This window comes from Kribbella sp. NPDC059898 (assembly GCF_042730855.1).
Lineage (GTDB): Bacteria > Actinomycetota > Actinomycetes > Propionibacteriales > Kribbellaceae > Kribbella.
In genome coordinates, this window is sequence record NZ_JBHWKR010000008.1 from 22,110 (window position 1) to 46,995 (window position 24,886).

21 protein-coding genes are annotated in these 24,886 nt (G+C 69.5%); 11 read left to right on the forward strand and 10 right to left on the reverse strand.

Features of this window, described 5'->3' with window-relative positions; all coding sequences use genetic code 11:
• Positions 1-13 precede the first annotated feature (13 nt).
• Positions 14-3,007 (forward strand): S8 family serine peptidase, encoded by a 2,994-nt coding sequence (locus ACFV9C_RS24385; protein ID WP_380197006.1) that lies wholly within the window; start codon positions 14-16, stop codon positions 3,005-3,007.
• Between the two features lie 41 nt (positions 3,008-3,048).
• Here the strand turns inward: ACFV9C_RS24385 and ACFV9C_RS24390 are convergent, their stop codons facing one another.
• The 3 genes from ACFV9C_RS24390 to ACFV9C_RS24400 form a co-directional block, all read right to left on the reverse strand.
• A complete protein-coding gene (locus ACFV9C_RS24390; RefSeq protein ID WP_380197008.1) occupies positions 3,049-4,221 on the reverse strand; it encodes a hypothetical protein in 1,173 nt (390 codons plus the stop codon).
• Entirely contained in the window at positions 4,218-4,724 is a 507-nt protein-coding gene (locus ACFV9C_RS24395) for an RNA polymerase sigma factor (RefSeq protein ID WP_380197010.1), read from the reverse strand. The genes ACFV9C_RS24390 and ACFV9C_RS24395 overlap by 4 nt, the downstream gene beginning before the upstream one ends.
• Positions 4,725-4,798: 74 nt before the next feature.
• A complete protein-coding gene (locus tag ACFV9C_RS24400) occupies positions 4,799-5,692 on the reverse strand; it encodes a phosphotransferase family protein (RefSeq protein ID WP_380197012.1) in 894 nt (297 codons plus the stop codon).
• A gap of 105 nt (positions 5,693-5,797) precedes the next feature.
• On the opposite strand from ACFV9C_RS24400, the gene lepA reads away from it, so the two are divergent.
• Together lepA and ACFV9C_RS24410 are read left to right on the forward strand one after the other, a co-directional pair.
• Positions 5,798-7,687 (forward strand): translation elongation factor 4, encoded by a 1,890-nt coding sequence (gene lepA, locus ACFV9C_RS24405; RefSeq protein WP_380197014.1) that lies wholly within the window; start codon positions 5,798-5,800, stop codon positions 7,685-7,687.
• Between the two features lies 1 nt (position 7,688).
• Positions 7,689-8,597, forward strand: a complete 909-nt coding sequence (locus ACFV9C_RS24410) for an aminoglycoside phosphotransferase family protein (RefSeq protein WP_380197016.1) — start codon at positions 7,689-7,691, stop codon at positions 8,595-8,597.
• Between the two features lie 90 nt (positions 8,598-8,687).
• Here the strand turns inward: ACFV9C_RS24410 and ACFV9C_RS24415 are convergent, their stop codons facing one another.
• Both ACFV9C_RS24415 and ACFV9C_RS24420 read right to left on the reverse strand, forming a co-directional pair.
• Positions 8,688-11,219: a YfhO family protein gene (locus ACFV9C_RS24415; RefSeq protein ID WP_380197018.1), complete on the reverse strand. Its 2,532-nt coding sequence runs from the start codon at positions 11,217-11,219 to the stop codon at positions 8,688-8,690.
• Entirely contained in the window at positions 11,216-12,190 is a 975-nt protein-coding gene (locus ACFV9C_RS24420; protein ID WP_380197020.1) for a glycosyltransferase, read from the reverse strand. The genes ACFV9C_RS24415 and ACFV9C_RS24420 overlap by 4 nt, the downstream gene beginning before the upstream one ends.
• A 127-nt stretch (positions 12,191-12,317) precedes the next feature.
• Between ACFV9C_RS24420 and ACFV9C_RS24425 the strand changes: the two genes are divergently transcribed.
• On the forward strand, positions 12,318-12,911 hold the full coding sequence (locus ACFV9C_RS24425; RefSeq protein ID WP_380197022.1) for a TetR/AcrR family transcriptional regulator: 594 nt from the start codon (positions 12,318-12,320) through the stop codon (positions 12,909-12,911).
• Here ACFV9C_RS24425 and ACFV9C_RS24430 read toward each other — a convergent pair.
• Positions 12,899-13,825, reverse strand: coding sequence for an SDR family NAD(P)-dependent oxidoreductase (locus ACFV9C_RS24430; protein ID WP_380197024.1), 927 nt, complete (start codon positions 13,823-13,825; stop codon positions 12,899-12,901). The genes ACFV9C_RS24425 and ACFV9C_RS24430 overlap by 13 nt on opposite strands.
• Before the next feature lie 99 nt (positions 13,826-13,924).
• On the opposite strand from ACFV9C_RS24430, the gene ACFV9C_RS24435 reads away from it, so the two are divergent.
• From ACFV9C_RS24435 to ACFV9C_RS24450, 4 genes are read left to right on the forward strand one after another with little or no spacing between them, the layout of a single operon-like run.
• Complete coding sequence (locus tag ACFV9C_RS24435; protein WP_380197026.1) at positions 13,925-14,503, forward strand: TetR/AcrR family transcriptional regulator; 579 nt, start codon at positions 13,925-13,927, stop codon at positions 14,501-14,503.
• Between the two features lie 32 nt (positions 14,504-14,535).
• Positions 14,536-15,909, forward strand: a complete 1,374-nt coding sequence (locus ACFV9C_RS24440) for an MFS transporter (protein ID WP_380197607.1) — start codon at positions 14,536-14,538, stop codon at positions 15,907-15,909.
• Between the two features lie 40 nt (positions 15,910-15,949).
• Complete coding sequence (locus ACFV9C_RS24445) at positions 15,950-16,576, forward strand: MOSC domain-containing protein (RefSeq protein WP_380197028.1); 627 nt, start codon at positions 15,950-15,952, stop codon at positions 16,574-16,576.
• On the forward strand, positions 16,573-17,796 hold the full coding sequence (locus ACFV9C_RS24450; RefSeq protein WP_380197030.1) for an MFS transporter: 1,224 nt from the start codon (positions 16,573-16,575) through the stop codon (positions 17,794-17,796). The genes ACFV9C_RS24445 and ACFV9C_RS24450 overlap by 4 nt, the downstream gene beginning before the upstream one ends.
• On the opposite strand, the gene ACFV9C_RS24455 is transcribed toward ACFV9C_RS24450, so the two are convergent.
• Genes ACFV9C_RS24455 through kduI form a run of 3 tightly spaced genes read right to left on the reverse strand, consistent with a single transcriptional unit; the run spans position 17,775 to position 20,126 of the window.
• Positions 17,775-18,530 carry an IclR family transcriptional regulator gene (locus tag ACFV9C_RS24455; RefSeq protein WP_380197032.1) on the reverse strand — a complete coding sequence of 252 codons (756 nt, stop codon included), beginning with the start codon at positions 18,528-18,530 and terminating at the stop codon, positions 17,775-17,777. The two genes, ACFV9C_RS24450 and ACFV9C_RS24455, sit on opposite strands and share 22 nt — an antisense overlap.
• A gap of 19 nt (positions 18,531-18,549) precedes the next feature.
• On the reverse strand, positions 18,550-19,305 hold the full coding sequence (locus ACFV9C_RS24460; RefSeq protein WP_380197034.1) for an SDR family oxidoreductase: 756 nt from the start codon (positions 19,303-19,305) through the stop codon (positions 18,550-18,552).
• Entirely contained in the window at positions 19,302-20,126 is an 825-nt protein-coding gene (gene kduI / locus ACFV9C_RS24465; protein ID WP_380197036.1) for a 5-dehydro-4-deoxy-D-glucuronate isomerase, read from the reverse strand. The genes ACFV9C_RS24460 and kduI overlap by 4 nt, the downstream gene beginning before the upstream one ends.
• Positions 20,127-20,266: 140 nt before the next feature.
• Between kduI and ACFV9C_RS24470 the strand changes: the two genes are divergently transcribed.
• From ACFV9C_RS24470 to ACFV9C_RS24480, 3 genes are all read left to right on the forward strand, one after another.
• Positions 20,267-21,766 carry a sodium:solute symporter family protein gene (locus ACFV9C_RS24470; protein ID WP_380197038.1) on the forward strand — a complete coding sequence of 500 codons (1,500 nt, stop codon included), beginning with the start codon at positions 20,267-20,269 and terminating at the stop codon, positions 21,764-21,766.
• 37 nt (positions 21,767-21,803) lie between these two features.
• Positions 21,804-21,989, forward strand: a complete 186-nt coding sequence (locus tag ACFV9C_RS24475) for a tautomerase family protein (protein WP_131459181.1) — start codon at positions 21,804-21,806, stop codon at positions 21,987-21,989.
• Between the two features lie 197 nt (positions 21,990-22,186).
• The gene (locus tag ACFV9C_RS24480; protein WP_380197040.1) at positions 22,187-23,218 is read left to right on the forward strand and encodes an aspartate-semialdehyde dehydrogenase; all 1,032 of its coding nucleotides are present in this window, start codon (positions 22,187-22,189) and stop codon (positions 23,216-23,218) included.
• Here the strand turns inward: ACFV9C_RS24480 and ACFV9C_RS24485 are convergent.
• Positions 23,206-24,786 (reverse strand): peptide-N4-asparagine amidase, encoded by a 1,581-nt coding sequence (locus tag ACFV9C_RS24485; RefSeq protein WP_380197042.1) that lies wholly within the window; start codon positions 24,784-24,786, stop codon positions 23,206-23,208. The two genes, ACFV9C_RS24480 and ACFV9C_RS24485, sit on opposite strands and share 13 nt — an antisense overlap.
• Positions 24,787-24,886: the final 100 nt, after the last annotated feature.

The window sequence follows — 24,886 nt, forward strand, 5'->3', positions numbered from 1 at the left end:
CTGGAGGAACTCCGTGACCCGCAAGCGACCGGCGATCATCGCCGCGACCGCACTGATCGCCGCCGCGGCCGGCGTACCCGTACTGGTGAACGCCGCGCACGCCAGCCAACCGACTCCGACCGTGGCCGATCCGGACGTGAAGCGTTCCGCGACCGGCTCGTACATCGTCCAGCTCGACGATTCACCGGTCGCCGAGTACGACGGTGACATCGCCGGCCTCGCCGCCACCAAGGTGCTGCCCGGCGCGAAGCTGCTGAAGACCGCGGCGCCCGTCGTCGACTATGTCAAGCACCTCGCCAACGAGCGCAACGCGGTCCTGACGAAGGTCCCAGGTATCACCAAGCTCTACGACTACAACTACACGTACGCCGGATTCTCGGCGGAGATGTCGTACGACGACGCCGTGAAGCTGGCGAAGTCGTCCGGTGTGAAGAGCGTCGAGCCGAGCGAGATCGAGCACGCCGACACCGTCGACACCCCGCGCTTCCTCGGCCTGTCCGGGAAGGGCGGCGCCTGGCAGCAGGCGGGCGGCGTCGACAAGGCCGGCGACGGCGTGATCATCGGCATGATCGACTCCGGGTACGTCCCGGAGCGCCCGAGCTTCGCGCCGATGAAGACCACCAAGCAGTCCGACGCGATCGTCGCGAAGAAGTGGAAGGGCACCTGCCAGGCCGGCGAGGAGGCGCCCGTCACCTGCAACAACAAGGTGATCGGCGCGCGGTACTTCGACAAGGGCATCGGCAACCGCCCGATCCCGGAGGAGTTCAGGTCGCCGCGCGACTACGGCGGTCACGGGACGCACACCGCGAGTACGGCGGCCGGCAACAACGGCGTCGACATGACGGTCATGGGACGCGACTACGGCCAGGGCTCCGGGATGGCGCCGCATGCCCGGCTGGCGATCTACAAGGCGCTGTGGGCGGTCGACGCGTCGGGCGGCGGCAGCGGTACGGACGCCGACATCGTCGCCGCGATCGACGCGGCCGTGTCGGACGGCGTGGACGTCATCAACTACTCGATCTCGGGCAGCGGGTCGACGTACGTGAACGCCACCGGGCTCGCGTTCCTGCGGGCCGCCAAGGCGGGCGTGTTCGTCGCGAGCAGCGCCGGCAACACCGGTCCGGGCGAGGCGACCGTCGGCAAGACGTACCCCTGGGTCACGTCTGTTGCCAACGGCACCCATGACCGCGACATCCAGACCACGGTGACGCTCGGGAACGGCAAGTCCTACACCGGCGCGGGCATCGGATCCGGTACGCCGGAAGCCCCGGTCGTACTGGCGAAGGACGCCGGCCTGGCCGGTGCCAACCCGACGAACCTCACGCTCTGCCAGGCGGGCACGCTCGACCCGGCCAAGGTGAAGGACAAGATCGTCGTCTGCGACCGCGGCGTCAACGCCCGCGCCGACAAGAGTCTGCAGGTGAAGAACGCCGGCGGTATCGGCATGATCCTGCTCAACATCGTCCCGGGCACGCTCGACGCCGACCTGCACGCGGTCCCGACGGTCCACCTGGACGACACCAAGACGGCCGAGGTCAAGGCGTACGTCAGCGGTACCGCGAACCCGACCGCGAAGATCGGCGCCGGTACGCCGGTCCGCGTCAACGCCCCGATGGTCGCGAGCTCCTCGAGCCGAGGCCCGTCCCCGGCCGGCAACGGCGACCTGCTGAAGCCGGACATCATGGCGCCCGGTACGAACGTGCTGGCTGCGACGACCGCGTTCAGCGCCGCCGGTGGCGAGTACGCGTTCATGAGCGGTACGTCGATGGCCACGCCGCACATCGCCGGGATCGCCGCGGTGATCAAGAGCGCGCACCCGACCTGGTCCCCGATGGCGATCAAGTCCGCGATGATGACGACCGCGACCGACAAGGACACCAGCGGCAAGCCGATCAAGAACGACTCCGGCTCGGCGGCCAACCCGTTCGGGTACGGCGCCGGCGAGGTGCAGCCGAAGTACGGCATGGATCCGGGGCTGGTCTACGACTCGACGTACACGGACTGGACGAAGTTCGTCTGCGGGTCCGGGCAGGTGCCGAGCACGCACGAGCTGTGCGCGAACGGCAAGATCGACCTGAGCGACCTCAACTACCCGACGATCGCGATCGGCGACCTGGCCGGCAAGCAGACGGTGACCCGGACGGTCACGAACGTCGGCAAGACGCCCGAGGTCTACTTCCCGACGGTGGAGGGTGCGAAGGGCCTGAAGATCACGGTGTCGCCGAAGCTCCTGGTCACGTTCCCGGGCCGCAGAACGACCTACACGGTCACGATCGAGAACAACGGCGCCCCGCTGGAGCAGTACTCGTTCGGCAAGCTGGTCTGGAAGTCGGCGAAGCACTCCGTCGCCAGCACGCTCGCGATCAAGCCGCTGACGGTCAAGGCGCCGGTCCAGGTCAAGGGCACCGGTACGGCGGGCTCCGTCGACGTCCCCGTCACCGCTGGATACGCCGGCACGCTCAACACGACGGCCTTGGGTCTGAACCCGGCGACCGTGGGCGAGGCAACGCTGAGGAACCCGGGTGGCGTGTCGTTCCCGACCACCGCGCCCAAGGCGAACGACCACGTCGCGAAGTTCACCGCTGACGTCCCGGTGGGTACGACGTACGCCAGGTTCTCCACGTTCGACGCGGACTATCCGGCAGGCACCGACCTGGACGTGTTCGTCTACAAGGCCGGTACGACGACCCTGCTCGGCAGCAGCACCGGTGGCTCCGCCGAGGAAGAGGTGAACCTGTCGCAGCCCGCGGGCGGTCCGGTTGACGTGTACGTCGACCTGTACGCCGGGGCGAACGAGCAGCAGGTAAAGCTCAACCACTGGGAGCTGCAGAAGAGCACAGGCAACCTGACCGTGACTCCCGCCACCCAACAGGTCCAGGTAGCGGGCGATACGACCGTCACAGCCAACTGGACCGGCCTGACCGCCGGCACCAGGTACCTGGGCCAACTGCACTTCTCCGACGGCGCCGACGGCTCCGGCAACACCGTGGTCCGCGTAGACTGCTGAAAGCGGGCGGCCCCGCCAAAGGGGCCGCCCCACCATCTGTTTCAGGGCTTGCTGAGCTTCAGGTTGCTACCGTCCTTCATCACCAGCTTGCAGGCGCCACTGGTGACATCGCACCGGAACAATTGCTGGAGGATGTCGCCGTGGCCGCCCTTCGGCTGCCGTTCGGTCAGCAGGAGCACGTGGGCCGCGTCCTCGAAGACCGGTTCCGGCCAGGCCGTGATCGCGTCCGGCAGCTGGAACTTTGTGGTCCTGCCGGTACCGAGGTCGACCGCCTGGTTCGCGCCGGTGTCCAGCATCGTCCGGCCGTCCGGTGCGAGCACGGGGTAGACCGCGGCGGTCGACGTGGAGCAGAACTTCCGCTGCTGGACGAACTTGCCGTCGCTCAGGCTGCCCGCCACCAGGCACTCGTGGCCGATCGTTCCGGTGGTGACGACGACATTCCCGGGCTCGGCGGGAACGTCGAGGCTACCGGCGTAGCCCGGGACCGATACCCGCTGTGGCTCGCCGCTTCCCGGCCTCCACACGTACAGGGTTCCGATGGTCGGCGGGCTGTCGTGCTCACCGTTGCTGAACCAGATGCCGTCCTTGTTCCAGCCCCGCAGCAGCGGGACGCTTCCGACCGGCGTGCGCGAGACCTCGCGGCCGGTCCGAAGGTCCAGCACCAGGACCTGGCCCAGGTCAGTGCCCGCAGTGCTGTGGACGACGGCGACCTGCGTGCGGTCCGGTGACAGGGTCGGCATGTCGCTGCGCTCCGGGCCGACCTGGCGGAAGGTCCCGTTCTGGAGCAGGACGCCGGCCTTGAAGTCGCCCGGGCCGTCGGACTGCGCCAGCCAGCCGCCGTCGACCCGGCGACTGAAGTAGGTTTCGACGCCGGCCGGCAGCCGGACCGCCTGGCCGTCGTCGTACAGCGTGCTCACGTTGTTCTTCGTGATCGTGTACGGGACCTTCGGCAGGTCGGCCGTCAGCGCGCCGGGCGGCGCATAGACGTTGGTCGGCCGCCCGGCGGGGTCGGCGTTGCCGGAGCCGAGGTGCGTGAGGAAGGTCGCCGCGAGCCCCAGCACGAGGACGACGGCGGCCGCGGAGAGCAGCACCGGCCAGTGCCGGGCCCGGGTGGGTTCGCCGAACTCCGGGCCGGGGCCGTGGGCGTCGGCCGGAACGGCGTCGGCGGCCTGGGTGTGGAGGTAGTCCCGGAGGCGGTTCTCGGTGTCGTTCATCGGACTTCCTTGAGCTTGTCGGTGAGAGCGGTCAGGCCGCGCGAGGCCGTCGCCCGGGCCGATGAGGTGCCGATTCCGAGGAGCTGGGCGATCTCGTCGAAGGGCAGGTCGAGGTAGTAGCGCAGTACCAGGACTTCGCGGGTGCGGGTCGGAAGGCTGTGCAGGGCTCGTTGTACCTGTGAGCGCTCCTCACAGAGCACGGCGGCGCTTTCGGCGGATGCGCCCGGTGCCGCATGGGGTGGGGTGTAGAGCCGCGCCACCCGGCGACGCCGGAGTACGGAGCGGCAACGGTTCAGCACTGTGGTCCGCAGGTAGCCGACGGCGGCCTCGGACTCGCGCAGGGGCCAGCGCTGGTACAGCTGCACGAAGGCCTCTTGTACGACGTCCTCCGCCGCCTGCCGGTCGTCCGTCACCAGGACGGCCAGGCGGACAAGTCCCGCCCAATGCCGGTGGTAGAGGTTCGACACGGCGATGCGCGCGTCCTCTGCCACCGGTATCGGCACCGGGCCTCTGATACTCACCATTGGATTCGTCACACCCCAGAGACGCCCGTCCGGCGAAAACGCTGCATTCCGCGCTAGTGCAGTCTCTCCCGTACCCAGTCCAGGTGGACGAGGGCGCTCTCGCGCTGCCAGGTCCGCATCGTTGGGATGCCAGGCGGTGCCGGCTGCGCAGAACCCCACCAGAGCCCGCCCGCCAGCGCCGTGATGAACCCGGTGATCCCAGGGTCGTCAGGAAGCTCCGGGAGCGTCACCGAGCCGCGCATCTCCGCCTGCAGGATCACCGTGTCCGCCCAGCGCGGCGCCAGGCCCGGGTGTGCCCAGTCGATGAACACCACCCGGTCGTCAGTCAGGATGATGTTGTCGGCCCGCAGGTCGTAGTGCGCGAGCGCCGTGCCCTCGGCCAGCGCCCGCAGACCGGTGCGCGCCTGTTCGGCGAGAGCCTCGACATCAACCCAGGACGGTACGGCGAGGTCGTCCGCCAGCACGTTCTCCCAGCGGCTCAGGAAGTCACGGCTGCGTACGGCGACCACGGGAGCGTCCGGCCACGGCGACGGGTCCAGTACGTCGGTGAGCTCCGCCAGCGCGTCCAGTACTCGGTCCGCGTCGTACTGCTCCCACGGATGCGCCGGGAGCCGCCCGGAGATGTCCTCGAAGAGCAGGCCGACCCAGTCACCGTCGTCGTACACCGCGTACAGTTCCGGCGCCATCGGGAGCCGGCCGATCGCCTGCATCGCGGTGATCTCCTGCCGGAACAGCGACGGCGTCTTCGGGTTCAGCGACGTACCGACGGCCTTCAGGAACGCCCGGCGGCCGGAGGCGGTCACCAGACGCGCGGCGGTGCCGGGGGAGAAGCCGCCCTGCTGGGTGCTCGCCGACACCACGACCGACCCCAGCGTGCGCTCGACCCACGCCCGCACGGCGGACGGCAGTTCGAAGTAGGGCAACCGGACCCCAGCAGCATGCGCCATACCGGAGCACGCTATCGGGCGGCCGCCAGCGATTTTCGAATCTGCTGGACCCGCATGGGATGATTGACCGGATATACCACCCGAGACCAGAACTGGACCCCCTCCGTGCCCGTTGGCCCCACGAAAGTGCCGCAGCCGGGTCGTACCGACCCGTCGCTGATCCGGAACTTCTGCATCATCGCCCACATCGACCACGGCAAGTCGACGCTGGCCGACCGGATGCTGCAGATCACCGGCGTGGTCGACGACCGCTCGATGCGGGCGCAGTACCTCGACCGGATGGACATCGAGCGCGAGCGCGGCATCACGATCAAGTCCCAGGCGGTCCGGCTGCCGTTCACGCCCGGCCCGGACACCCCGGGCGGCCTGCTGGCCCCGGACGGTACGACGTACATCCTGAACATGATCGACACGCCCGGTCACGTCGACTTCACGTACGAGGTGTCCCGTTCGCTGGAGGCGTGCGAAGGGGCCGTGCTGCTGGTCGACGCCGCGCAGGGGATCGAGGCGCAGACGCTCGCGAACCTGTACCTCGCGCTGAACGCGGACCTGCACATCATCCCGGTGCTGAACAAGATCGACCTGCCGAGCGCGCAGCCGGAGAAGTACGCCGCGGAGCTGGCCCACATCATCGGCTGTGACCCGTCCGACGTGCTGAAGGTGTCGGCGAAGACCGGTGAGGGCGTCGAGGACCTGCTGAGCGAGATCGTCGCCCAGGTCGTGCCGCCGAAGGGCGTCAAGGACGCGCCGCCGCGGGCGCTGATCTTCGACTCGGTCTACGACACCTACCGTGGCGTCGTCACGTACGTCCGGGTGGTTGACGGCGAGCTGGTCCACCGGGACCGGATCAAGATGATGTCGACCGGCGCGGTGCACGAGATGCTCGAGGTCGGGGTGATCTCCCCGGAGCCGATGAAGACGCCGAGTATCGGTGTCGGCGAGGTCGGTTACCTGATCACCGGCGTGAAGGACGTCCGCCAGTCCCGGGTCGGTGACACCGTGACCGCGGCCGTCCACGGTGCGACCGAGGCCCTCGGTGGCTACAAGCATCCCCAGCCGATGGTGTACTCCGGCCTGTTCCCGATCGACGGCGACGACTACCCGACGCTGCGGGACGCGCTGGAGCGCCTGCAGCTGAACGACGCGGCCCTGCAGTACGAGCCGGAGACCTCGGGCGCGCTCGGGTTCGGCTTCCGCTGCGGGTTTCTCGGGCTGCTGCACATGGAGATCGTCCGGGAGCGGCTCGAGCGCGAGTTCGACCTGGACCTGATCTCGACCGCGCCGAACGTGGTCTACCGGGTCGAGATGGAGGACGGCAAGGAGTTCGTCGTCACGAACCCGAGCGAGTTCCCCGAAGGCAAGATCGCCGACATCTACGAGCCGGTCGTGCGGGCGACGATCCTGAGCCCGAAGGACTACATCGGCGTCATCATGGAGCTGTGCCAGTCCAAGCGCGGCAACCTGCTCGGGATGGAGTACCTGTCCGAGGACCGGGTCGAGCTGCGCTACACGCTGCCGCTGGCCGAGATCGTGTTCGACTTCTTCGACCAGCTGAAGTCCAAGACCAAGGGCTACGCGTCGCTGGACTACGAGCCGACCGGTGAGCAGACGGCCGCGCTGGTCAAGGTCGACATCCTGCTGCAGGGCGAGACGGTGGACGCGTTCTCCGCGATCGTGCACCGCGACAACGCCTACGCGTACGGCGTCGCGCTGGCCGGGAAGCTCAAGGAGCTGATCCCGCGGCAGCAGTTCGAGGTGCCGATCCAGGCCGCGATCGGGTCCCGGATCATCGCCCGGGAGTCGATCCGGGCGATGCGCAAGGACGTCCTCGCGAAGTGCTACGGCGGTGACATCACCCGGAAGCGCAAGCTGCTGGAGAAGCAGAAGGAAGGCAAGAAGCGGATGAAGATGGTCGGCCGCGTCGAGGTCCCGCAGGAGGCCTTCATCGCCGCGCTGCGGACCACCGACGCCGGCGAGAAGGCAGGCAAGAAGTAGGTTGCCGATCCAGATTCCCGAAGGTCTGCTGGTTGTCGCCTCGCGGGGGCAGGACTGGGCCGACTGGCTGGATCGGCTGCCGCGGCTGGTGCGGGAGCTGCTCGACGAGTGGGGCCTGCAGGCCGACGGTACGCCGGCGTACGGCAACTGTGCGCTCGTCGTACCGGTGCTTGCCGAGGGCAAGAGCGCCGTACTGAAGGTCCAGTTCCCGCACTGGGAGGCGGAAACCGAGCACCTCGCGCTGCGGGACTGGGCCGCCAACGGCACCGTGCAGCTGCTGCGCGCGGACCCGCGCCGGTTCGCGCTCCTGCTGGAACGGCTGCATCCGCGCGACCTGACCACGATCGACGCGCTGGACGCCTGCGAGATCGTTGGCCAGACCTACAAGCGGCTGCACATCCCGGCGGGTCCGCAGTACCGGACGCTGTCGGGGGAGCTGACCGGCTGGGTCGAGCGGTTCCGGCAACTGCCGGCCTCCGCGCCGGTGCCGCACCGGTACGTCGAGCAGGCGATCTCGCTGGCGTCGGACTTCATCGCGGACCCGGCCACCGACGGGCGGCTGATCCACACCGACCTGCACTACGAGAACATGCTCGCCGCCGACCGCGAGCCGTGGCTGGTGATCGACCCGAAGCCGCTGTCCGGCGACCCGCACTTCGAGGTCGCGCCGCTGATCTGGAACCGCTGGGACGAGGTCACGGCCGCCCACGACCTGCGGTTCGCCGTCCGGCAGCGGTTCTGGACCGCGGTCGACGCGGCCGGTTTCGACGAGGACCGCGCCCGCGACTGGGTGATCGTCCGGCAGATGCTGAACGTGCTGTGGACGCTCGAGTCCACCGACACCGACGAGTCGCTGCCGCAGGACTGGCTGACCAGGAACATCGCGATCGTCAAAGCGATCCAGTCGTAGTGCGGGGTACACAAGAACAGGACATGTCGCCTGCCGGGGCAGTGCACCTGAGCGTGGTCGGCCCCGCGCGTACACCGTCTCGCCGGTGTACTACCTGTCGGTCTGTACCCCTCGTCGCCGCAGTGCCAGCACGCCGGCTATCGCCAGTAGCCCGAGGAGAGCGAGCCCGCCGATGGCGAGCCCCATCCGTGCGCCGACGGGCCGGTACGCGCACGACACCTCGGACGCGCCCGCCGGCGCCGCGACCGCGAGCAGACCGCCGCGGGTGCCCGGGTTGCGGCCCGCCTTGCCGTCGACCGAGCAGCGCCAGCCGTCGATCCGTACGACGGCGATCACCACCGCCGCGGCGTCGCCGGGCTGCAGCCGCACGTGGATGCTGTGACCGCCGACGTCCACCGCGGACGCCTTGCTCGCGCTGAGCTTCGCGACGGCCGCGTCGAGCCGATCCTTGTGCAGGCAGCCGATCGGCGACGACGGCAGCTTGGTCCGCGCCGCGAGCCGGAGCGTCACATCGACCTTCCCGTCCGCGCCCGCCGTCCCGATCCGGAGCATCGGCGCGCCGGAGTAGATGCCCGGGCTCTTCGCGGTCGGCGCCAGGTTCGTCACCCAGTCGCGCCCGTCGACGAGCACGTCGCCCACGTACGTCGGCGCCGCGAACCAGATCTCCGACCCCGGCGTACAGGTCGCATGCAACGTGGTCTCGACCGGCCGGGTGGCGCCCGGTGTCGGCGTGATCGTGAGCCCGCCGCGCCGGTCCGAGACCGTCGCATCCGGATCCTTCTCACCCAGCACCTTCGGCATCGTGTAGACGTCCGCGCCCAGCGCAGTCTCCTGGACTCCGAACGGCCCGGGATCGCTGGACGTGAAGGCCTTCACGGGCCGCACGGTCACCAGCGGCGGAGCGTCGTACGTCTCCAGCTTGGGTATGTCGTCGTCCCCGACGACCACCCGGTTGCGGATCGCGAACGCGGCGTCGACGACCGGGTTCTGCGGGTCGATCGTGGCCCGCCCGTACGAGCTGTAGCCGAAGCCCAGGTCGAGCAGTTGCTGCGAGACCCGGTCCGGGATCGTGCTGGAGTAGTACTGCGGTCCCTGACCGCCCATCAGCATCGGATCGTTGACGGTCTGGTCCGCGCCCGGTGCCGCGCGATACGTCGGCCAGTCGTCCGCGGACTCCACCAGGCCGCGGATCGCCGTGTGCTGGTCACCCCACGGCGCCTTGGCGCTGAGGATCTTGCTGCGTTGCGCGTCGATCGCCGCCGACGACACCGAGACCTCGGCGACGACCGCGCCGACCAGGAGCGCCACCGCGACCTGTCGGATCCGGTCCGGGCGGCGGCTCGCGAGCCACGCGCCGACGGCGATCACGATCAGCAGCGGTACGACGATCCGGGTGGTCGTGGTGGTGGTCCGGACGTTCCACATCACGGCGTACAGCACGAGGACGATGCCGACCGGCGCCGCGACGGACAGCGCCGTACGGAGGCCGGCCGCCGCGGATTGCCAGCCGAGGATCACCAGGAGACCGGAGACGATGAACGCCTGCCGGTATTGGCTGCCGTTCGGGGTGTCGAACCCGTGCCACACGTCGTGGGTGAAGTCGATCTGCATGCTGAGCACGGTCAGCGCGACCGCGGCCGACCAGACGATCCGCTCGCGGCCGGGGATCGCCCGGTTGAACGGGAAACTGACCGCGAGCAGCAACAGCACCGTGCCGACCGCGAGTCCTGGCGTCGCCCCGACTCCCTCGCTGCCCGGAAGTAACCGGGCCAGGAAGTCGATCATGCTGATCGGTGTGAACGCGGCGTCCGGGCTCGGCCGTGCTGCCTGCACGATCCGGAACGTCGGCAGCAGGAACGGCGCCGCGAGCCCGATACCGATGCCGACGGCAACGATGCAGCGCAGCCCGCCGGTCAGTCGATCGCGCCAGGACACGTGACCGTCGTACGCCAGGATCCGTGCCACCACGACGATCGCGGCACCGATCGTTGCCATGTACACCGTGTAGAAGTGCGACGTCCACAACAACGCGACCACGAACGGCGTGACCAGCAGCGAGACTGTCGACCGCCGGCTCAGGATCCATTCGCAGAGCAGGCAGATGATCGGGAACGCGACCAGTCCGTTCAGCCAGACGCTCATGTAGGCCGCGTCGTCGATCGCCCAGCCGCACGCGCCGTACGAGATCCCCGCGACCACCGCGATCCACGCCGGACCGGGCCGCAGCCGGCGCAGGTACGCCGTCATCGCGCCGGCGGCGAGCCCGATCGCGAACACGTCGACTCCGAACAGTGCGAGGTCGATGTGGTCGCGCGGGAACAGCAGCACGATCCACGACAGCGTCGAGCCGACGTAGGCCATGAAGTCGCCCAGGAACGGGACGCCGAAGCCGCCCGACCAGTTGAAGAACAGGTCGCCAACACCGTGGCCGGTGAGCATGTCGCGGTAGTGCGCGTACATCGGGACGAACTGCTGCCCGAGGTCGTTCGTGCTCCGCGGCCCGTCCCCGAACGGGTAGGTGCCGCGGATGATGCCGCTGATCACGAACGTCAGCCCGGCCGCGACAGCGGCGGCGAGCGCCGGCCACTGGCGTCGCACCCGGGCCGCGAAACCCCGGTTCATCCCACCGTCCGGAACTCGTCGGACCCAGCTTTCGCAGGCTCGAGCAACTGGGTCGGCGCCGGGTGTCTGAGGTAGCTCAGCCGCGCGGCCTCCTGCCGGCTCCGGCCGATCGCGTCGAGCAGGTAGCCGAGCACGACCAGCAGGATCGCGATCAGCCCGATCGACGACGCCAGGACGGCCGTCGGGAGCCGCGGCACCAGCCCGCTGTCGAGGTACTCCAGAACCACCGGGATGCCGAGCACCAGCGCCAGCACGCCACAGACCGCGGCAAGCACACCGTGGAACAGCGTCGGCCGCTCGAGCCGTGCCAGCAGCAGGATCCAGCGCAGGATCCGCAGGCCGTCGCGGTACGTCCGGAGCTTGCTCTCGCCGCCCTCCGGCCGTTCCTTGTACCCGACCTCGACCTCCGCGACCGGGACCCGCAGGTGCAGCGAGTGGATGGTCAGCTCGGTCTCGATCTCGAACTCCTGCGACAACGCCGGGAACGACTTCACGTAGCGCCGCGAGAACGCGCGGTAACCGCTCAGCATGTCGGTGATGTCGCGGCCGAACAAGCTGCCGACCGCACCGGTCAGCATCCGGTTACCCATCGTGTGCCCGGGCCGGTACGCCGCCTCGTTCGAGTGCCGCCGGACGCCGACGACGTGGTCGTACGGGCCGGTCAGCAGCACCTCGACCAGCTCGGCCGCGCGGGCCGCGTCGTACGTGTCGTCGCCGTCGATCAGCACGTACACGTCGGCCTCGACGTCGGCGAAGGCACGGCGGACGACGTTGCCCTTGCCCTTGCGTGTCACCCGGCGGACGATCGCGCCGGCCTCGGCCGCGATCGCGCCGGTGCCGTCGGTCGAGTTGTTGTCGTACACGTAGATCCGCGCCGTCGGCAACGAGTCGCGCAGCTCGGTGACCACCTTCCGCACCGCCGCTGCCTCGTTGTAACACGGCACAATCACGGCGATCTCAACAGCCCCCACAGCTCCTGTCCCCTCAATCGATCTCCCCCGAGGTACATACGAGAGATGCTCCGGGATCCCGGTTTGGTTGCGTGAAACGCCAAAAAATTCTCATCTAGACCAGAAATGAGCCATTAGACTCCACAACGTGACCGTGGTGAACCGCAGAGCCCGCAGCCCGCGTGGGTCGGGGGAGGACCTGCGGGACGCGCTGGTGACCGCGACGGCGGAACTGCTCGAAACGCAGGACCTGAACTCGCTGTCGGTGCGTACGGTCACCTCGGCAACGGGTGTCAGCCCGACCGCGCTGTACCTGCACTTCGCCGATCTGGCAGAGCTGCTGCGCGCGGTCAAGGCACGCTTCTTCGGCGAGCTCCGCGACAGTCTGCTCGCGGCCGACGGTGATGTCCGCACGCTGGCGAAGGCCTATCTGCGGTACGCGCGCGAGCACGACGGCCGGTACGCCGTGATGTTCCACGCACACCGCCGTACCGACGCGCCGGCCACGCCCGCGGCGGAGCTGGTCGAGCTGGGGTGGGCCGCGTTCGAGCCGCTGATCGCTGCGGTCGGCGCCGTCCTCCCGGACGCGTCGGACGACGAGGTCCGCGAGACCTCGCTCGAGCTGTGGCTCGCCCTGCACGGGCGGGCCCAGTTGAGCGTGTCGATGCCGTGGTTCGAGCTGCCGGACGAGGACCGGTACGTCGACCGCCTCGTCCGGCAGATCGTTGGTCACCCCGCGTAGGCGGTCTTCCCGCCGTCGATGACGAGCTGGGACGCGGTCAGGTAGGGGAAGTCGTCGGACGCGAGCGCCAGCGCGAAGACGGCGATCTCGTTCGGGGTCGCCATCCGTTGCAGGCCGTGGACGTGGGTCTTGCCCCAGTTCGCGGCCAGGGCGTTCCAGACCGGGTCGGGGACGTTCATCATGCCGGCCAGCCGGCGGACGAGCTCGGTGTTGGTGGTGCCGGGGATCAGCGTGTTGATCCGGATGCCGCGGGCCGCGTAGTCGTGGGCGGCCGACTGGACCAGGCCGACCAGGCCGCGCTTGGTCGCGGTGTAGGCGGATCGCTTCTCGGTGGTCGCGATCGCGTTCGACGACGAGGTCACGACGACCGTCCCGCCGCCGCGCTTCAGCAGGTGCGGCACCTCGTACTTGAGGGCCAGGAAGTTTCCGCGCAGGTTGGTGTTGGTCACGTCGTCCCATTCAGCCGTCGTGTACTCGTGCAGCGGCCGCTCGATGCTGATCCCGGCGTTGTTGAAGCACACGTCGAGCCCGCCGTACTTCGCCGCGATCCCGTCGGCGAACCGCCGTACGTCGTCCTCGACGCGGACGTCGGCGCGCAGGTACGTCGCCTCGCCACCGGCCGCCCTGATCTCGGCCTCGACCTGCTTCCCGAGCTGCTCGCGGCGCCCGCAGAACCCGACCTTGCCGCCCTCGGCCGCGAACAGCAGGGCCGCCGCCCGGCCGATCCCGCTGGTGGCGCCGGTGATCAGCACGACCTTGTTCTCGAACCGTTTGCGGGCCGAGGCCTGCATCGTCGGCGGGGTGCCGGTCTGGGTGAACGCGACGCCCGCGGCCGCTCCGGCCGCCGCGGCGGCGACACCGGCCACCGCTCCGGTGCCGATCACCCGGCGGCGGCTGAATCGCTGGTCTGTCATCTTCGACTCCTTCTCCTGGTTCACGACTGTAAATATACACACGTAAACGTAATGCGGGAGACATTGTGGTTAGTAGTTACTACCTACTAACTTCGAGTCATGGCGACACGGATGAGCGGGCAGGAACGGCGGGAACAGGTGCTCGGGATCGCCGAGCAGGAGTTCGCCGTGGCGGGGCTGCACGGCGCCTCGACCGAGACGATCGCGCGCCGGGCGGGGATCACCCAGGCGTACGTGTTCCGGATGTTCGGGACGAAGAAGTTGCTGTTCCTGGAGTGCGTGGACGCGGCGTTCGAGCGGATGCGGCTCGCGATGGTCGCGGCGGCCGGCGGGACGCACGGGATCGAGGCGCTGACGGCGATGGGGCAGGAGTACAACGACATGCTCGCCGACCGTACGACGCTGCTCCTCCAGTTGCAGGGCACCGCCGCCGCGGCCGCTGGCGACGGCGAGGTCCGCGACGCCGTCCGCACGAGCTTCGCCCGGCTGTGGCAGTCGGTCGCCGACACGGCCCAGCTGGACCCGGTCACGGTGAAGGCGTTCCTCGCCTTCGGCCAGCTCCTCAACACCAACGCCGCCCTCGACCTCCCACAGGTCGACGAAACCTGGTCCCACCAGGCCAGAACCCGCATCAAACCAGGCCTCTTCACCCACATCACCACCGAGACCAACCGATGACCACGCACAGGAATGCGGACGGCAGCCCAGCCATGGGTGCCCCTCACCCCTCGCCGGGATTGCTCGTGGGATTTCTCGTCTTTGTCGGGTTGGTGGGGGCTGTTATCGGGAGCCTGGGGGCGCCGTTGATCACCGCGGTGGCTGAGGCTTACGGCGTCTCGTTGGCGGCTTCGCAGTGGACGTTGACGATTGCGTTGCTGGCGGGTGCGGTGGCGACGCCGGTGTTCGGGCGGCTGGGGGCCGGGCCGCGGCGGCGGAAAGTGGTGTTGTGGATGCTCGGGGCCGAGGTGATCGGCAGCCTGCTGACCGTCCTGCCGTTGCCGTTCGCGTTCCTGCTGATCGGCCGCGCGCTCCAGGGCTCCGGACTTGGCCTCGTCGTGCTGATGATGGCCATCGCCCGCGACCACCTCGACGAGCACCGCGCCACGCGGACGATCGCGCTCCTGTCGGTCACCACCACCGCGGGGATCGGCATCGGCTACCCGTTGTGCGGTCTACTCACGGACCTCGCCGGCGTACGGACGGCGTACGGCCTGGGCCTCCTCATCACTACGGCGGCCCTCGCCGCAGCGTTCGTCGTACTCCCGCAAGCCCCGAACCGCCCGCGGATCCGGCTGGACGTCCGCGGCGCGGTCCTGCTCGCGATCGCCCTCCCCGCCCTCCTGCTGGTGATCGGCGACACCACTGTCTGGACCGACCACCCCGCCCTCGCCATCACCGTCCTGCTGGCAGCCGTCCTCCTGCTGATCGGCTGGACCTTCCTCGAACTACGCACCGAGCACCCGTTGGTCGACGTCAAACTGCTCCGCCACCCGGCGGTCGCCGCCGCCAACCTGGTGATGCTCACCGGCGGCGTCGGCATGTATCTGCTGTTCAGCCTGATCACCCGCTACGTCCAGACCCCGGCGCCCGCCGGCTACGGCTTCGGCCTGAACACGTTCCAGGCGGGCCTCGTCCTGGTCCCGTTCTCGGTCCTCGGTTTCGTCGCCGGCCGCCTGGTCCCGCAGTGGCGCGACCGTCTCGGCGCCCGCCTGTTGCTGGCGGCAAGTACCGCTTTCGTCCTCGCCGCGTTCGTACTCTTCGCAGTCACCCGCTCACACCAGGTCGAACCGATCGTTGCCATCGGCATCCTCGGCTTCGGCGTCGGCGCGTTCTCGGCCGCCATGCCCACGGTCATCCTGGCGGTCACCCCGAAGGCCGAGACCGCCAGCGCGATGAGCGTGAACGCGGTCGTCCGCAGCGTCGGCTTCTCCACCGGCAGCGCGCTCGGCGGGCTGATCCTCGCCGCCCACACCACCGGTGTCTTCCCACACGAGTCCGGGTACGGCGCCGCCGCCTGGATCGGCGCGGCGGCGACCGCGGCGACATTGCTGATCATCGCCGTACTGCCGCTCACACCGCGTTAAACCGGTGGAAACACCCGCGACGCCGGGAGAAGATGCGGGTATGCGGGTATTGACGGTCAACGTGGTCGAGGAGCTGATCCCCGGGCCGAAGGAGACCGGCTTCACCGCGATCGACAAGCGGCCCCAGCGCGGCCGGGTCCGCGTCGGCGAGCTCGGGCTGGCCGGCGACCGGGTCTGCGACACCAAGAACCACGGCGGCCCGGACCTCGCCCTCTACGCGTACGCCGACGAGGACGCGAAGTGGTGGGCGGACGAACTCGGCCGCGACATCCCGACCGGGCTGTTCGGCGAGAACCTCCGCACCGAGGGGCTCGACGTGAACGGCGCGCTGCTCGGCGAGGTCTGGCGGATCGGGCCCGAGGTCGAGGTGATGGTGCGGGCGCCGCGGATCCCGTGCATCACGTTCCAGCACCGGATGCAGCTGCCCCGCTGGGTCAAGCGTTTCCATCAGGCCCGGCGGCCCGGCGCGTACCTGAAGGTTCTGCGCACCGGTTCGATCGGTGCGGGCGACCCGATCGAGATCGTCAGCCGGCCGGACCACGAGGTCACGGTCGCACTCATGTTCGCCCTGGAGGATCCCGTCAAGATGCAGCGCATGCTCGACTCCGGCGTCGACCTGATGGAGGAGTTGCGCGAGAACGCGCAGCGTGTCGTGACGCGCGGATGAGCGCGCCGTCGACCCAGGGAGTGCTGCCGGCGCCTGGACCGTTGCGTCCGCTCGCGCTCGCCACTCTGCTCAGCCGGGTCGGGAACGGCCTGCTGATGACGGTCAGCGTGCTGTACTTCAACCGGATCGTCGGCCTCAGCATCGCGCAGGTCGGCCTCGGGCTCACGATCGCGGGCCTGTTCGGCCTGCTGTCCGCCGTACCGCTCGGGCATCTCGCCGACCGGCGTGGCCCGCGCGGACTGTTCGTCGTCCTGAGTCTGCTGGTCTGCGCGTCCTCGCTGGTCTACCTGTTCGTGCACAACTTCTGGCAGTTCCTGGTCGTGAGCATCGTGCTGACGATGATCGACCGCGGCGCGGGCGCGGTCCGGGCGGCGCTGATCGCCGCGGTCACCACCGGTGCCGGGCGGGTCGCGGCGCGGGCGTACCTCCGGGCGGTCACGAACATCGGCATCATGGCCGGCGCGGGCATCGGCGCGTTCGCGCTGCACTTCGACACGGGTCCGGCGTACCGCCTGATGTTCGTGCTCGACGCCGTACTGAGCAGCGTCGCGGCGTTCGTCGTACTGGCGATCCCGCGGGTCGCGCCGCAGCCGCACGACGACGACGGGCCGGTGTGGATCGCGCTGCGCGACCGGGCGTACCTCGCGGTGGCGGCGCTGAACGCGGGGATGAGCATCCACTTCGCGGTCCTCGACGTCGCGATCCCGCTGTGGGTCGTCGACCACACGGACGCCCCGCGCTGGACGGTCGCGGTGCTGCTGATCATCAACACCGTCGTGGTTTCGCTGTTCCAGGTACGGTCGTCGCGCGGCATCGCCGACCCGGCCACGGCGGCCCGGGCCACGCGCACCGCGGGACTGTTGCTGTTGGCATCGATGGTGCTGATGGCCGGCGCCACCTGGGGCAACGCGGTGATCGCGGTGGCGCTGCTCGCGGTCGGCGCGTTCGTCCAGGTGATCGCCGAACTGCTGCAGTCGTCCGGCTCGTTCCTGCTCAGCTTCGACCTCGCGCCAGGTCACGCCCAGGGGCAGTACCAAGGTGTCTGGAACACCAGTATGTCGATCAGCTCGATGGTCGCGCCAACGGTCCTGGCGCTGCTCCCGCTCGGCCTCGGCGTCCCGGGGTGGATCATCCTCGGCGGGTGGTTCGCGGTCGTCGGCGTGCTGTTCGTCCCGGTGGTCCGGTGGGCGGCGGCGCGTCAGCTGGTCGGTTCGCGGTAGCCGAGCGCCGCGGAGATCTTGCGGGCGGCCTCGAGCGCGGCGGGGGCCATCAGGGCGACCTGGGCGATCGACTGCTCGAGTGAGAGCGTGGAGATGCTGACCGCGGCGATCGCGGCGCCGGTGTGGTCGTGGATGACCGCGGCGACGCAGCGGATGCCCGGCTCGTTCTCCTCGTCGTCGAGCGCGTACCCGCGGGCCCGGGTCTGCGCGAGGTCCGCCTTCAGCGCGGCAGCGGTGGTGTGTGTCAGCGGCGTACGGGCGGGCAGGCCGGTGCGGGTGATGTGGACGTCGAGCGCCTCGTCGTCCTTCTCGGCGAGCAGCGCCTTGCCGATGCCGGTGCAGTGCAGCCAGATCGCCTTGCCGACGCGGGACGGCATCCGGTACGGCTTCGGGCCGTCGAGCCGCGCGACGTAGATCGCCTCGTCGCCGTTCAGCAGTCCGACGTGCACCGTGCAGCGGGTCTGCGCGACCAGGTCCGCGAGCACCGGCCGGGCCACGGTCGCCAGATCGACGTTCGTCAGCGCGTGCCCGGCGAGCCGGAGCGCCTTCGGGCCCGGGTGGTACGACCCGTCGTCGGCCTGCGTGACGAACTCGTGCTCGACCAGCGACGCCATGATCCGGTGCACGGTCGACTTGGCCAGACCGGTCGCGTTCACCACGTCGGTGAACCGCGAATGCTCCAGTACGGCGTCCAGCACCATCAGCGTCTTGTCGATGGCCGAGGGCGAACTCATGTCGGACATCCTGCCACCCCTATCTCGCCAGCCAGCCACCGTCGACGGCGAGAACGTGCCCGTTGACGTAATCCGCCGCGGCCGACGCCAGGAACACCGCGGCGCCGACAACGTCCTCCGGCCGCCCCCAGCGGCCGGCCGGGATGCGCTCCCGGATCGTGGCCTCGCGCTCCGGATCCGCCCGCAGTTCGGTGGTGTTGTCGGTACTGATGTACCCGGGCGCGATCGCGTTCACCTGGACCCCGGCAGGGCCCCACTCGTTCGCCAGCGCCCGGGTCAGCCCGGCCACCGCGTGCTTGCTGGCTGTGTACGCCGGGACCCGGATCCCGCCCTGGAAGCTGAGCAGCGACGCGATCGTGACGATCTTCCCGGCGCCGCGTTCCGCCATCGCGGCGCCGATCGGCCGGGTCACCGCCCAGGTGGAGTTCAGGTTCACGTCGATCACGTGCTGCCAGTCCGCGGTCGTGGTCCCGGCCGCGGGCGCGCGCCGGATCGTGCCGGCGTTGTTGACCAGGATGTCGACGTTCCGATGGCCGGCAATCTGCAGCGCCGCGCGTTCCACCGCGGCCGGGTCGGCGAAGTCCGCGGTCACCACGGTCGCGTCGCCGCCGCCGTTCCGCTTGATCGCCTCGAGAGTGTCCTCGAGCGCCGCGTCCCGGGCCAGCAGGATCAGCTCCGCGCCGGCCGCGGCGTACCCGGCCGCGATCGCGGCGCCGATCCCGCGCCGCGCCCCGGTGACCAGCGCGGTCCGTCCTTCGAGACCGAAGGACGTCACCGCAGCTCCCGGACGTCGACACCGTCCATGTCGCCGAACGCCTGGTTCTCGCCGGCCATCGCCCAGACGAAGCTGTACGACGACGTGCCGCAGCCGGAGTGGATCGACCAGCTGGGGGAGATGACCGCCTGCCGGTCCGCGACCAGCAGGTGCCGGGTCTCGTCGGGTTCGCCGAGCAGGTGGACGATCCGCTCGGTCTCCGGCAGCCCGAAGTACAGGTAGCACTCGGTCCGCCGGTCGTGGGTGTGCGCGGGCATCGTGTTCCAGGTGCTGCCCGCGTGCAGCGTCGTCACGCCGAGCACGATCTGGCAGCTCCGGACGCCGTCCGCATGGATGAACTGGTCGATCGTCCGCCGGTTCGCGGTCAGCGGGTCGCCGGCCTCGATCCGGTTCCCCTCGCCCGGGTTGATCAGCGCGACCGGGTACGTCGTGTGCGCGGGCGCCGAGAACACGTAGTACGCCGCCTCGGGTCCCTCGAAGACCACCTCGCGGACGCCGCGTCCGACGTACAGGCAGGCACCGGTGGTCAGCTCGTACTTCGTGCCGTCCGCGGTGACCGTGCCGGGTCCGCCGACGTTGACGAGGCCCGCCTCGCGGCGTTCGAGGAAGTACTCGCTGCGCAGCTCGGGGTAGGTGCCGAGGGTCAGCGGGCCGTCCGTCGGGCGGGCGCCGGCGAGCACGATCCGGTCGTGGTGGGTGAGCACCGCGGTGACGGCGCCGGGGACGAAGAGGTCGTCCACCAGGTAGTGGCGGCGCAGCGCGGCCGTGTCGAAGCCGGGCAGCTGCTCGGGATGGGTGGCGTGCCTGATCTGCAGAGTCACGGAACAAGGTTCTACTCAGCAGAACAGCATGTCAACGCTGGAACAGGTTTCGGAATTGTTCCAAGTTCCGTGTCTTGACACCGAGTTCTGTTCGGTGGAACCTCTCAAGCACTCGCCCAACGCCCCTGGGAGGATCCCCGATGACCGCTGTGGACTGGACGGTCCTGGTCGGCTACTTCGTGCTGATGGTGCTGATCGGGCTCTGGTCACGCACCAAGATCAAGACCGTCGTCGACTACTTCACGACCGGAGGCCGGATCCCCTGGTGGCTGTCCGGCATCTCGCATCACATGTCCGGCTACAGCGCGGTGATGTTCGTCGCGTTCGCGGCGGTCGCGTACTCGTACGGCATCACCGTCTACGTCTGGTGGGCGATGACGATCGGGATCGGCGTCGGCGTCGGCGCGTTCCTGTTCGCCGCCCGCTGGAACCGGCTGCGCGCGAAGCACGGGGTCGTGTCACCGCTGGAGTACCTCGCCCGGCGGTACAACCTGCCGACCCAGCAGGCGCTCGCGTACTCCGGTGCCGCGCTCAAGGTCGTCGACATCGCGTCCAAGTGGGTCGCGATCGCCGTACTGCTGAACGGCTTCACCGGTGTACCGATCCGGTGGGGGATCCTGCTCACCGGCGTGGTGACGATGCTGTACGCGACGCTCGGCGGGCTGTGGGCCGACGTACTCACCGACTTCGGGCAGTTCGTGATCCAGTTCGCGGCCGGTGTCGCGATGTTCGTCGGCGTGCTGCGCCACCTGGACGGCGTACCGACGCTGTGGAAGATGTGGGACCAACTGCCGGCCGGGCACGGTCACGCGCTGAATGGGCCGTACACGCCGATCTTCCTGATCGCGTTCCTGTTCATCAAGACGTTCGAGTACAACGGCGGCATGTGGAACCTGGCGCAGCGCTACATGGCCGCTCCGTCCGGCTCCGCCGCGAAGAAGTCCGCGCTGCTGTCGTCGGCGTTGTGGCTGGTCTGGCCGCTGGTCCTGTTCATCCCGATGTGCGCGGCGCCGCTGCTGGTACACCCGGGCAAGCCCGAGCAGTCGTACGTCGCGTTGTCGCAGCTGCTGCTGCCGAGCGGGCTGATCGGGCTGGTGCTGGCCGGGTTCTTCTCGCACACGATGGCGATGGTGGCCTCCGACGCGAACGCGATCTCGTCGGTGATCACCCGCGACCTCGCGCCGGTGCTCGTGCCGCGGGTGCGGCAGCTGACCGACGGTGCGACGCTGAAGATGGCGCGGATCGTGACGTTCACGTTCGTCACGGTGAGCATGCTGATCGCGATCGCCACCAACGGCGAAGGCGTGGTGCTGAAGATCGTCGTCGACCTGGTCGCGGCCACGATGGGGCCGATCGCGATCCCGTTGATGCTCGGGCTGCTGCCGTGGTTCCGGCGGAGCGGGTCGCGGGCCGCGCTGGCGTCCTGGGCGATCGGGCTGATCGCGTGGGCGGTCGTCAAGTACGGCGTCGGATCCACCGACCAGACCCTGGTCGTCGCGTTGCCGCTGGCAACCTCTCTGCTGGTGTACGTGGGCCTCGGCCTGCTCGCGCCGGAGCACCGGTCCGAGGTCGACGAACTGGTCGACTCGCTGAACACCGACCCCGAGGTCACCGCGCACGCGGCGGCGGCCCGGTCCTGAAACACTGTTCGAAAACAACCCACAGGAGAACCGCCTGATGCCGAACATCACCGTCGAACTGCTCTCCGGCCGCACCCTCGACCAGCGCCGCGAGTTCGTCGCCGCCGTCACCGACTCCGCGATCGCGATCCTCGGCGCCAAGCGCGAGGCGGTCCGGATCGTCTTCACCGAGATCGAGAAGACCGACGTCGCCAACGGCGGCACCCTGGCCGCCGACGCCTGACCCCGGATCGCCAGGCCATCACAATCGCCCGATCCGCCGGCAGCCGAGCCTGCACCGGCCCGCCCCCGAGCGATTGTGATGGCCCTGGCATCCGGACCCCCGACACCCTCGCGCACGGGCAGCCTCCCGCCTGCGGTGTGCGTCCGCCCGCTGAAATGTGCGGGCGGGCGCCGTGGGCACCTACTACCCTCGGTCGTATGCGAGTAGGTGTGTTCGGTGCGACGGGTCAGGTCGGCGGGGTCATGCGCGAGTTGCTGCTCGAGCGCACGTTCCCGCTCGACGAGGTGCGGTTCTTCGCGTCCGCGCGGTCGGCCGGTACGAAGCTGCCGTTCGGCGACCGGGAGATCGTCGTCGAGGACTCCGCGACGGCGGACTTCACGGGGCTCGAGCTGGCGCTGTTCTCGAACGGGAAGACGGCCTCGAAGGAGCTCGCCCCGCGGGTTGCGGCGGCCGGTGCGGTCGTGGTGGACAACTCGTCCGGCTGGCGGATGGACCCCGACGTACCGCTGGTCGTCTCCGAGGTGAACCCGGACGACCTGAACACCATCCCCAAGGGCATCGTCGCGAACCCGAACTGCACGACGATGGCCGCGATGCCGGTCCTCGCCCCGCTGCACCGCGCTGCCGGGCTGACCCGCCTCGTGGTCTCGACGTACCAGGCCGTCTCCGGCTCCGGCGGTGTCGGCGTGACCGAGCTCGAGGACCAGGCGCGTGACCTGGCCGTGGCCGGCGGCAAGCTCGCACGCGGGACCGACGGCATCACGCTGCCCGAGCCGAAGGTGTACGCCGGGCCGATCGCGTTCAACGTGCTCCCGCTGGCCGGGTCGATCGTTGCCGATGGCACCGGTGAGACCGACGAGGAGCAGAAGCTCCGCAACGAGAGCCGGAAGATCCTGCACCTCCCGGACCTGCCGGTCGCCGGCACCTGCGTCCGGGTCCCGGTCTTCACCGGGCACTCGCTCAGCATCCACGCCGAGTTCGCCGAGCCGATCACCCCGGCGGAGGCGACCGAGCTGCTCCGTGCCGCTCCCGGTGTGGCGCTCGCGGACCTCCCGACCCCGCTCCTCGCGGCCGGCCAGGACCCGTCGTACGTCGGCCGGATCCGCCAGGACCAGTCGGTCCCGGACAACCGCGGGCTGATCCTCTTCGTCTCGAACGACAACCTCCGCAAGGGCGCCGCCCTCAACGCCGTCCAGATCGCGGAACTGCTGGCCGCTCAGCAGCGGTAGAAGTCCTTCGTGTAGACGCCGTTCACCGCGGCCAGTGTGTGGTCGTAACACCCGTGGCCGGTTGCCCGGAAGCGTACGGTTTGGGCGCCGGTCGCGTGGCGCTGGTCGCGCGGTACGCCGTAGATCCAGGACGCGCGGCCGTCGTACGTCTCGGTCGTGGTGAGGCCGGGAGTACGGATCGTGTCGTAGATCTTGAGGTCCGTGACCACGTCGTACCCGCCGGGGATCGTTGCGTTGGGCAAGAACGTCAGTAGGCCGTTCTTGCCGTAGTCGAGGTCGGTACGGTGCACGCGGCCGTTGCTGATCGTGGTCTCGGTATCGCGCCAGTTCGCGTCGAGGGCGTCGTGGGACTCACCCGCATCCCAGGTGTGCTTGGAGACATTGCTCAGGTTGCGCTCGACGGTGGTATGCATCCGGCCGGCCGAGGTGTCGACGTACCCGCTGATCTTGAGTGTGCGGGACGCGGTCATGTTGACAGAGCCGGTGCCGGTGACTTCTGTCTTGGCGAGCGGGCTGACGGCGTACGACGTGAGCGCGCCGGTCGTCCGGGCGCGGTGCGCGTCGGTCCACACGTGCAGGTTGGGGACCGTGAACCAGCCGGACTGGCCCGCCGGTACGCCGTCGACGTGGATGCGGAACTCGTGCGGCCTGCCGTCGGCGAGCAGGCCCGCGAACGGCGTCAGGTCGTACGTCACGGGCTTGATGTCGAAGGCGCGCGGCGCGGGCGAGGGACGCCACTCGTACGGGTTCGACCAGCCTCCGGTGTAGATGTACGGGTACGGCAGGGCGATGCCGGCGAGCTTGCCGTCGATACTCACGTCGACCTCGCGGTACGGCGAACCGTCGGGGCAGGAGTACCCGGTCGAGGCCGGTGCGGAGGTGTCCCAGAACTCCTCGCAGCCGCCGCCCGAGCCCGTGACATACACCTCACCGAGGACCCGGGTCGTGTTCTTCGGGAGGGTCGCCGTACCCCTCAGATCCGCGCCGTCACGGGTCTGGTCCTGCAGCGGGAGTACTTCGTCGGCCGTCTTCGCGGCGGGCGCGCGGCGGTCCGTCGTGTAGAAGTCGAGCGTGACCTTGATGTCGAGGACGCCGGTGTACGTGTCGTCGACGACGTTGCCGAGCTCCATGACGACGGGCTGCGTCGTCCGCAGCAGCGGGCTGTACGACGTGACGTCCTTCTCCACGTTCCACTCGATGCCGTCGGCGCTCGGCTCCGGCGTCGAGGTCCGGAACACGCCGACGCCGCCGATCGTGAGGTGCCCGAGGCGGTCGTACTGCACGCCCTTGACCGCGCCGTGCATCCGCAGCACGACCTTCGACCACGGACCCTGGCAGTCGGCCGGCGGCGTGTACGTCGACCGGTACGGGTCGAAGTTCCGGAACTGATTGTCGACAATCTGCACTTCGCAGTGCCGCGTGTGCGGGACCGCGACGGCCGGCGCGGGCGTCCGCGGGTCGTCGTAGTCCGAGCCGAACTCGGCCGGCGGGGCCGCCGCGCGCGCCGGGATCCCGATCGCGAGCAGCAGGACGGATAGTGAGGCGGTTAGCACCGACCGTGTGCGCATGTTGCGGAAACGTAATGGAGAAGGTTCCGGTGGGCAAGCGAGTGGCATGGTCAGCCGCGTGGATTGCTATTACTGTCCGGTTTACTTGACCCCCGATGGA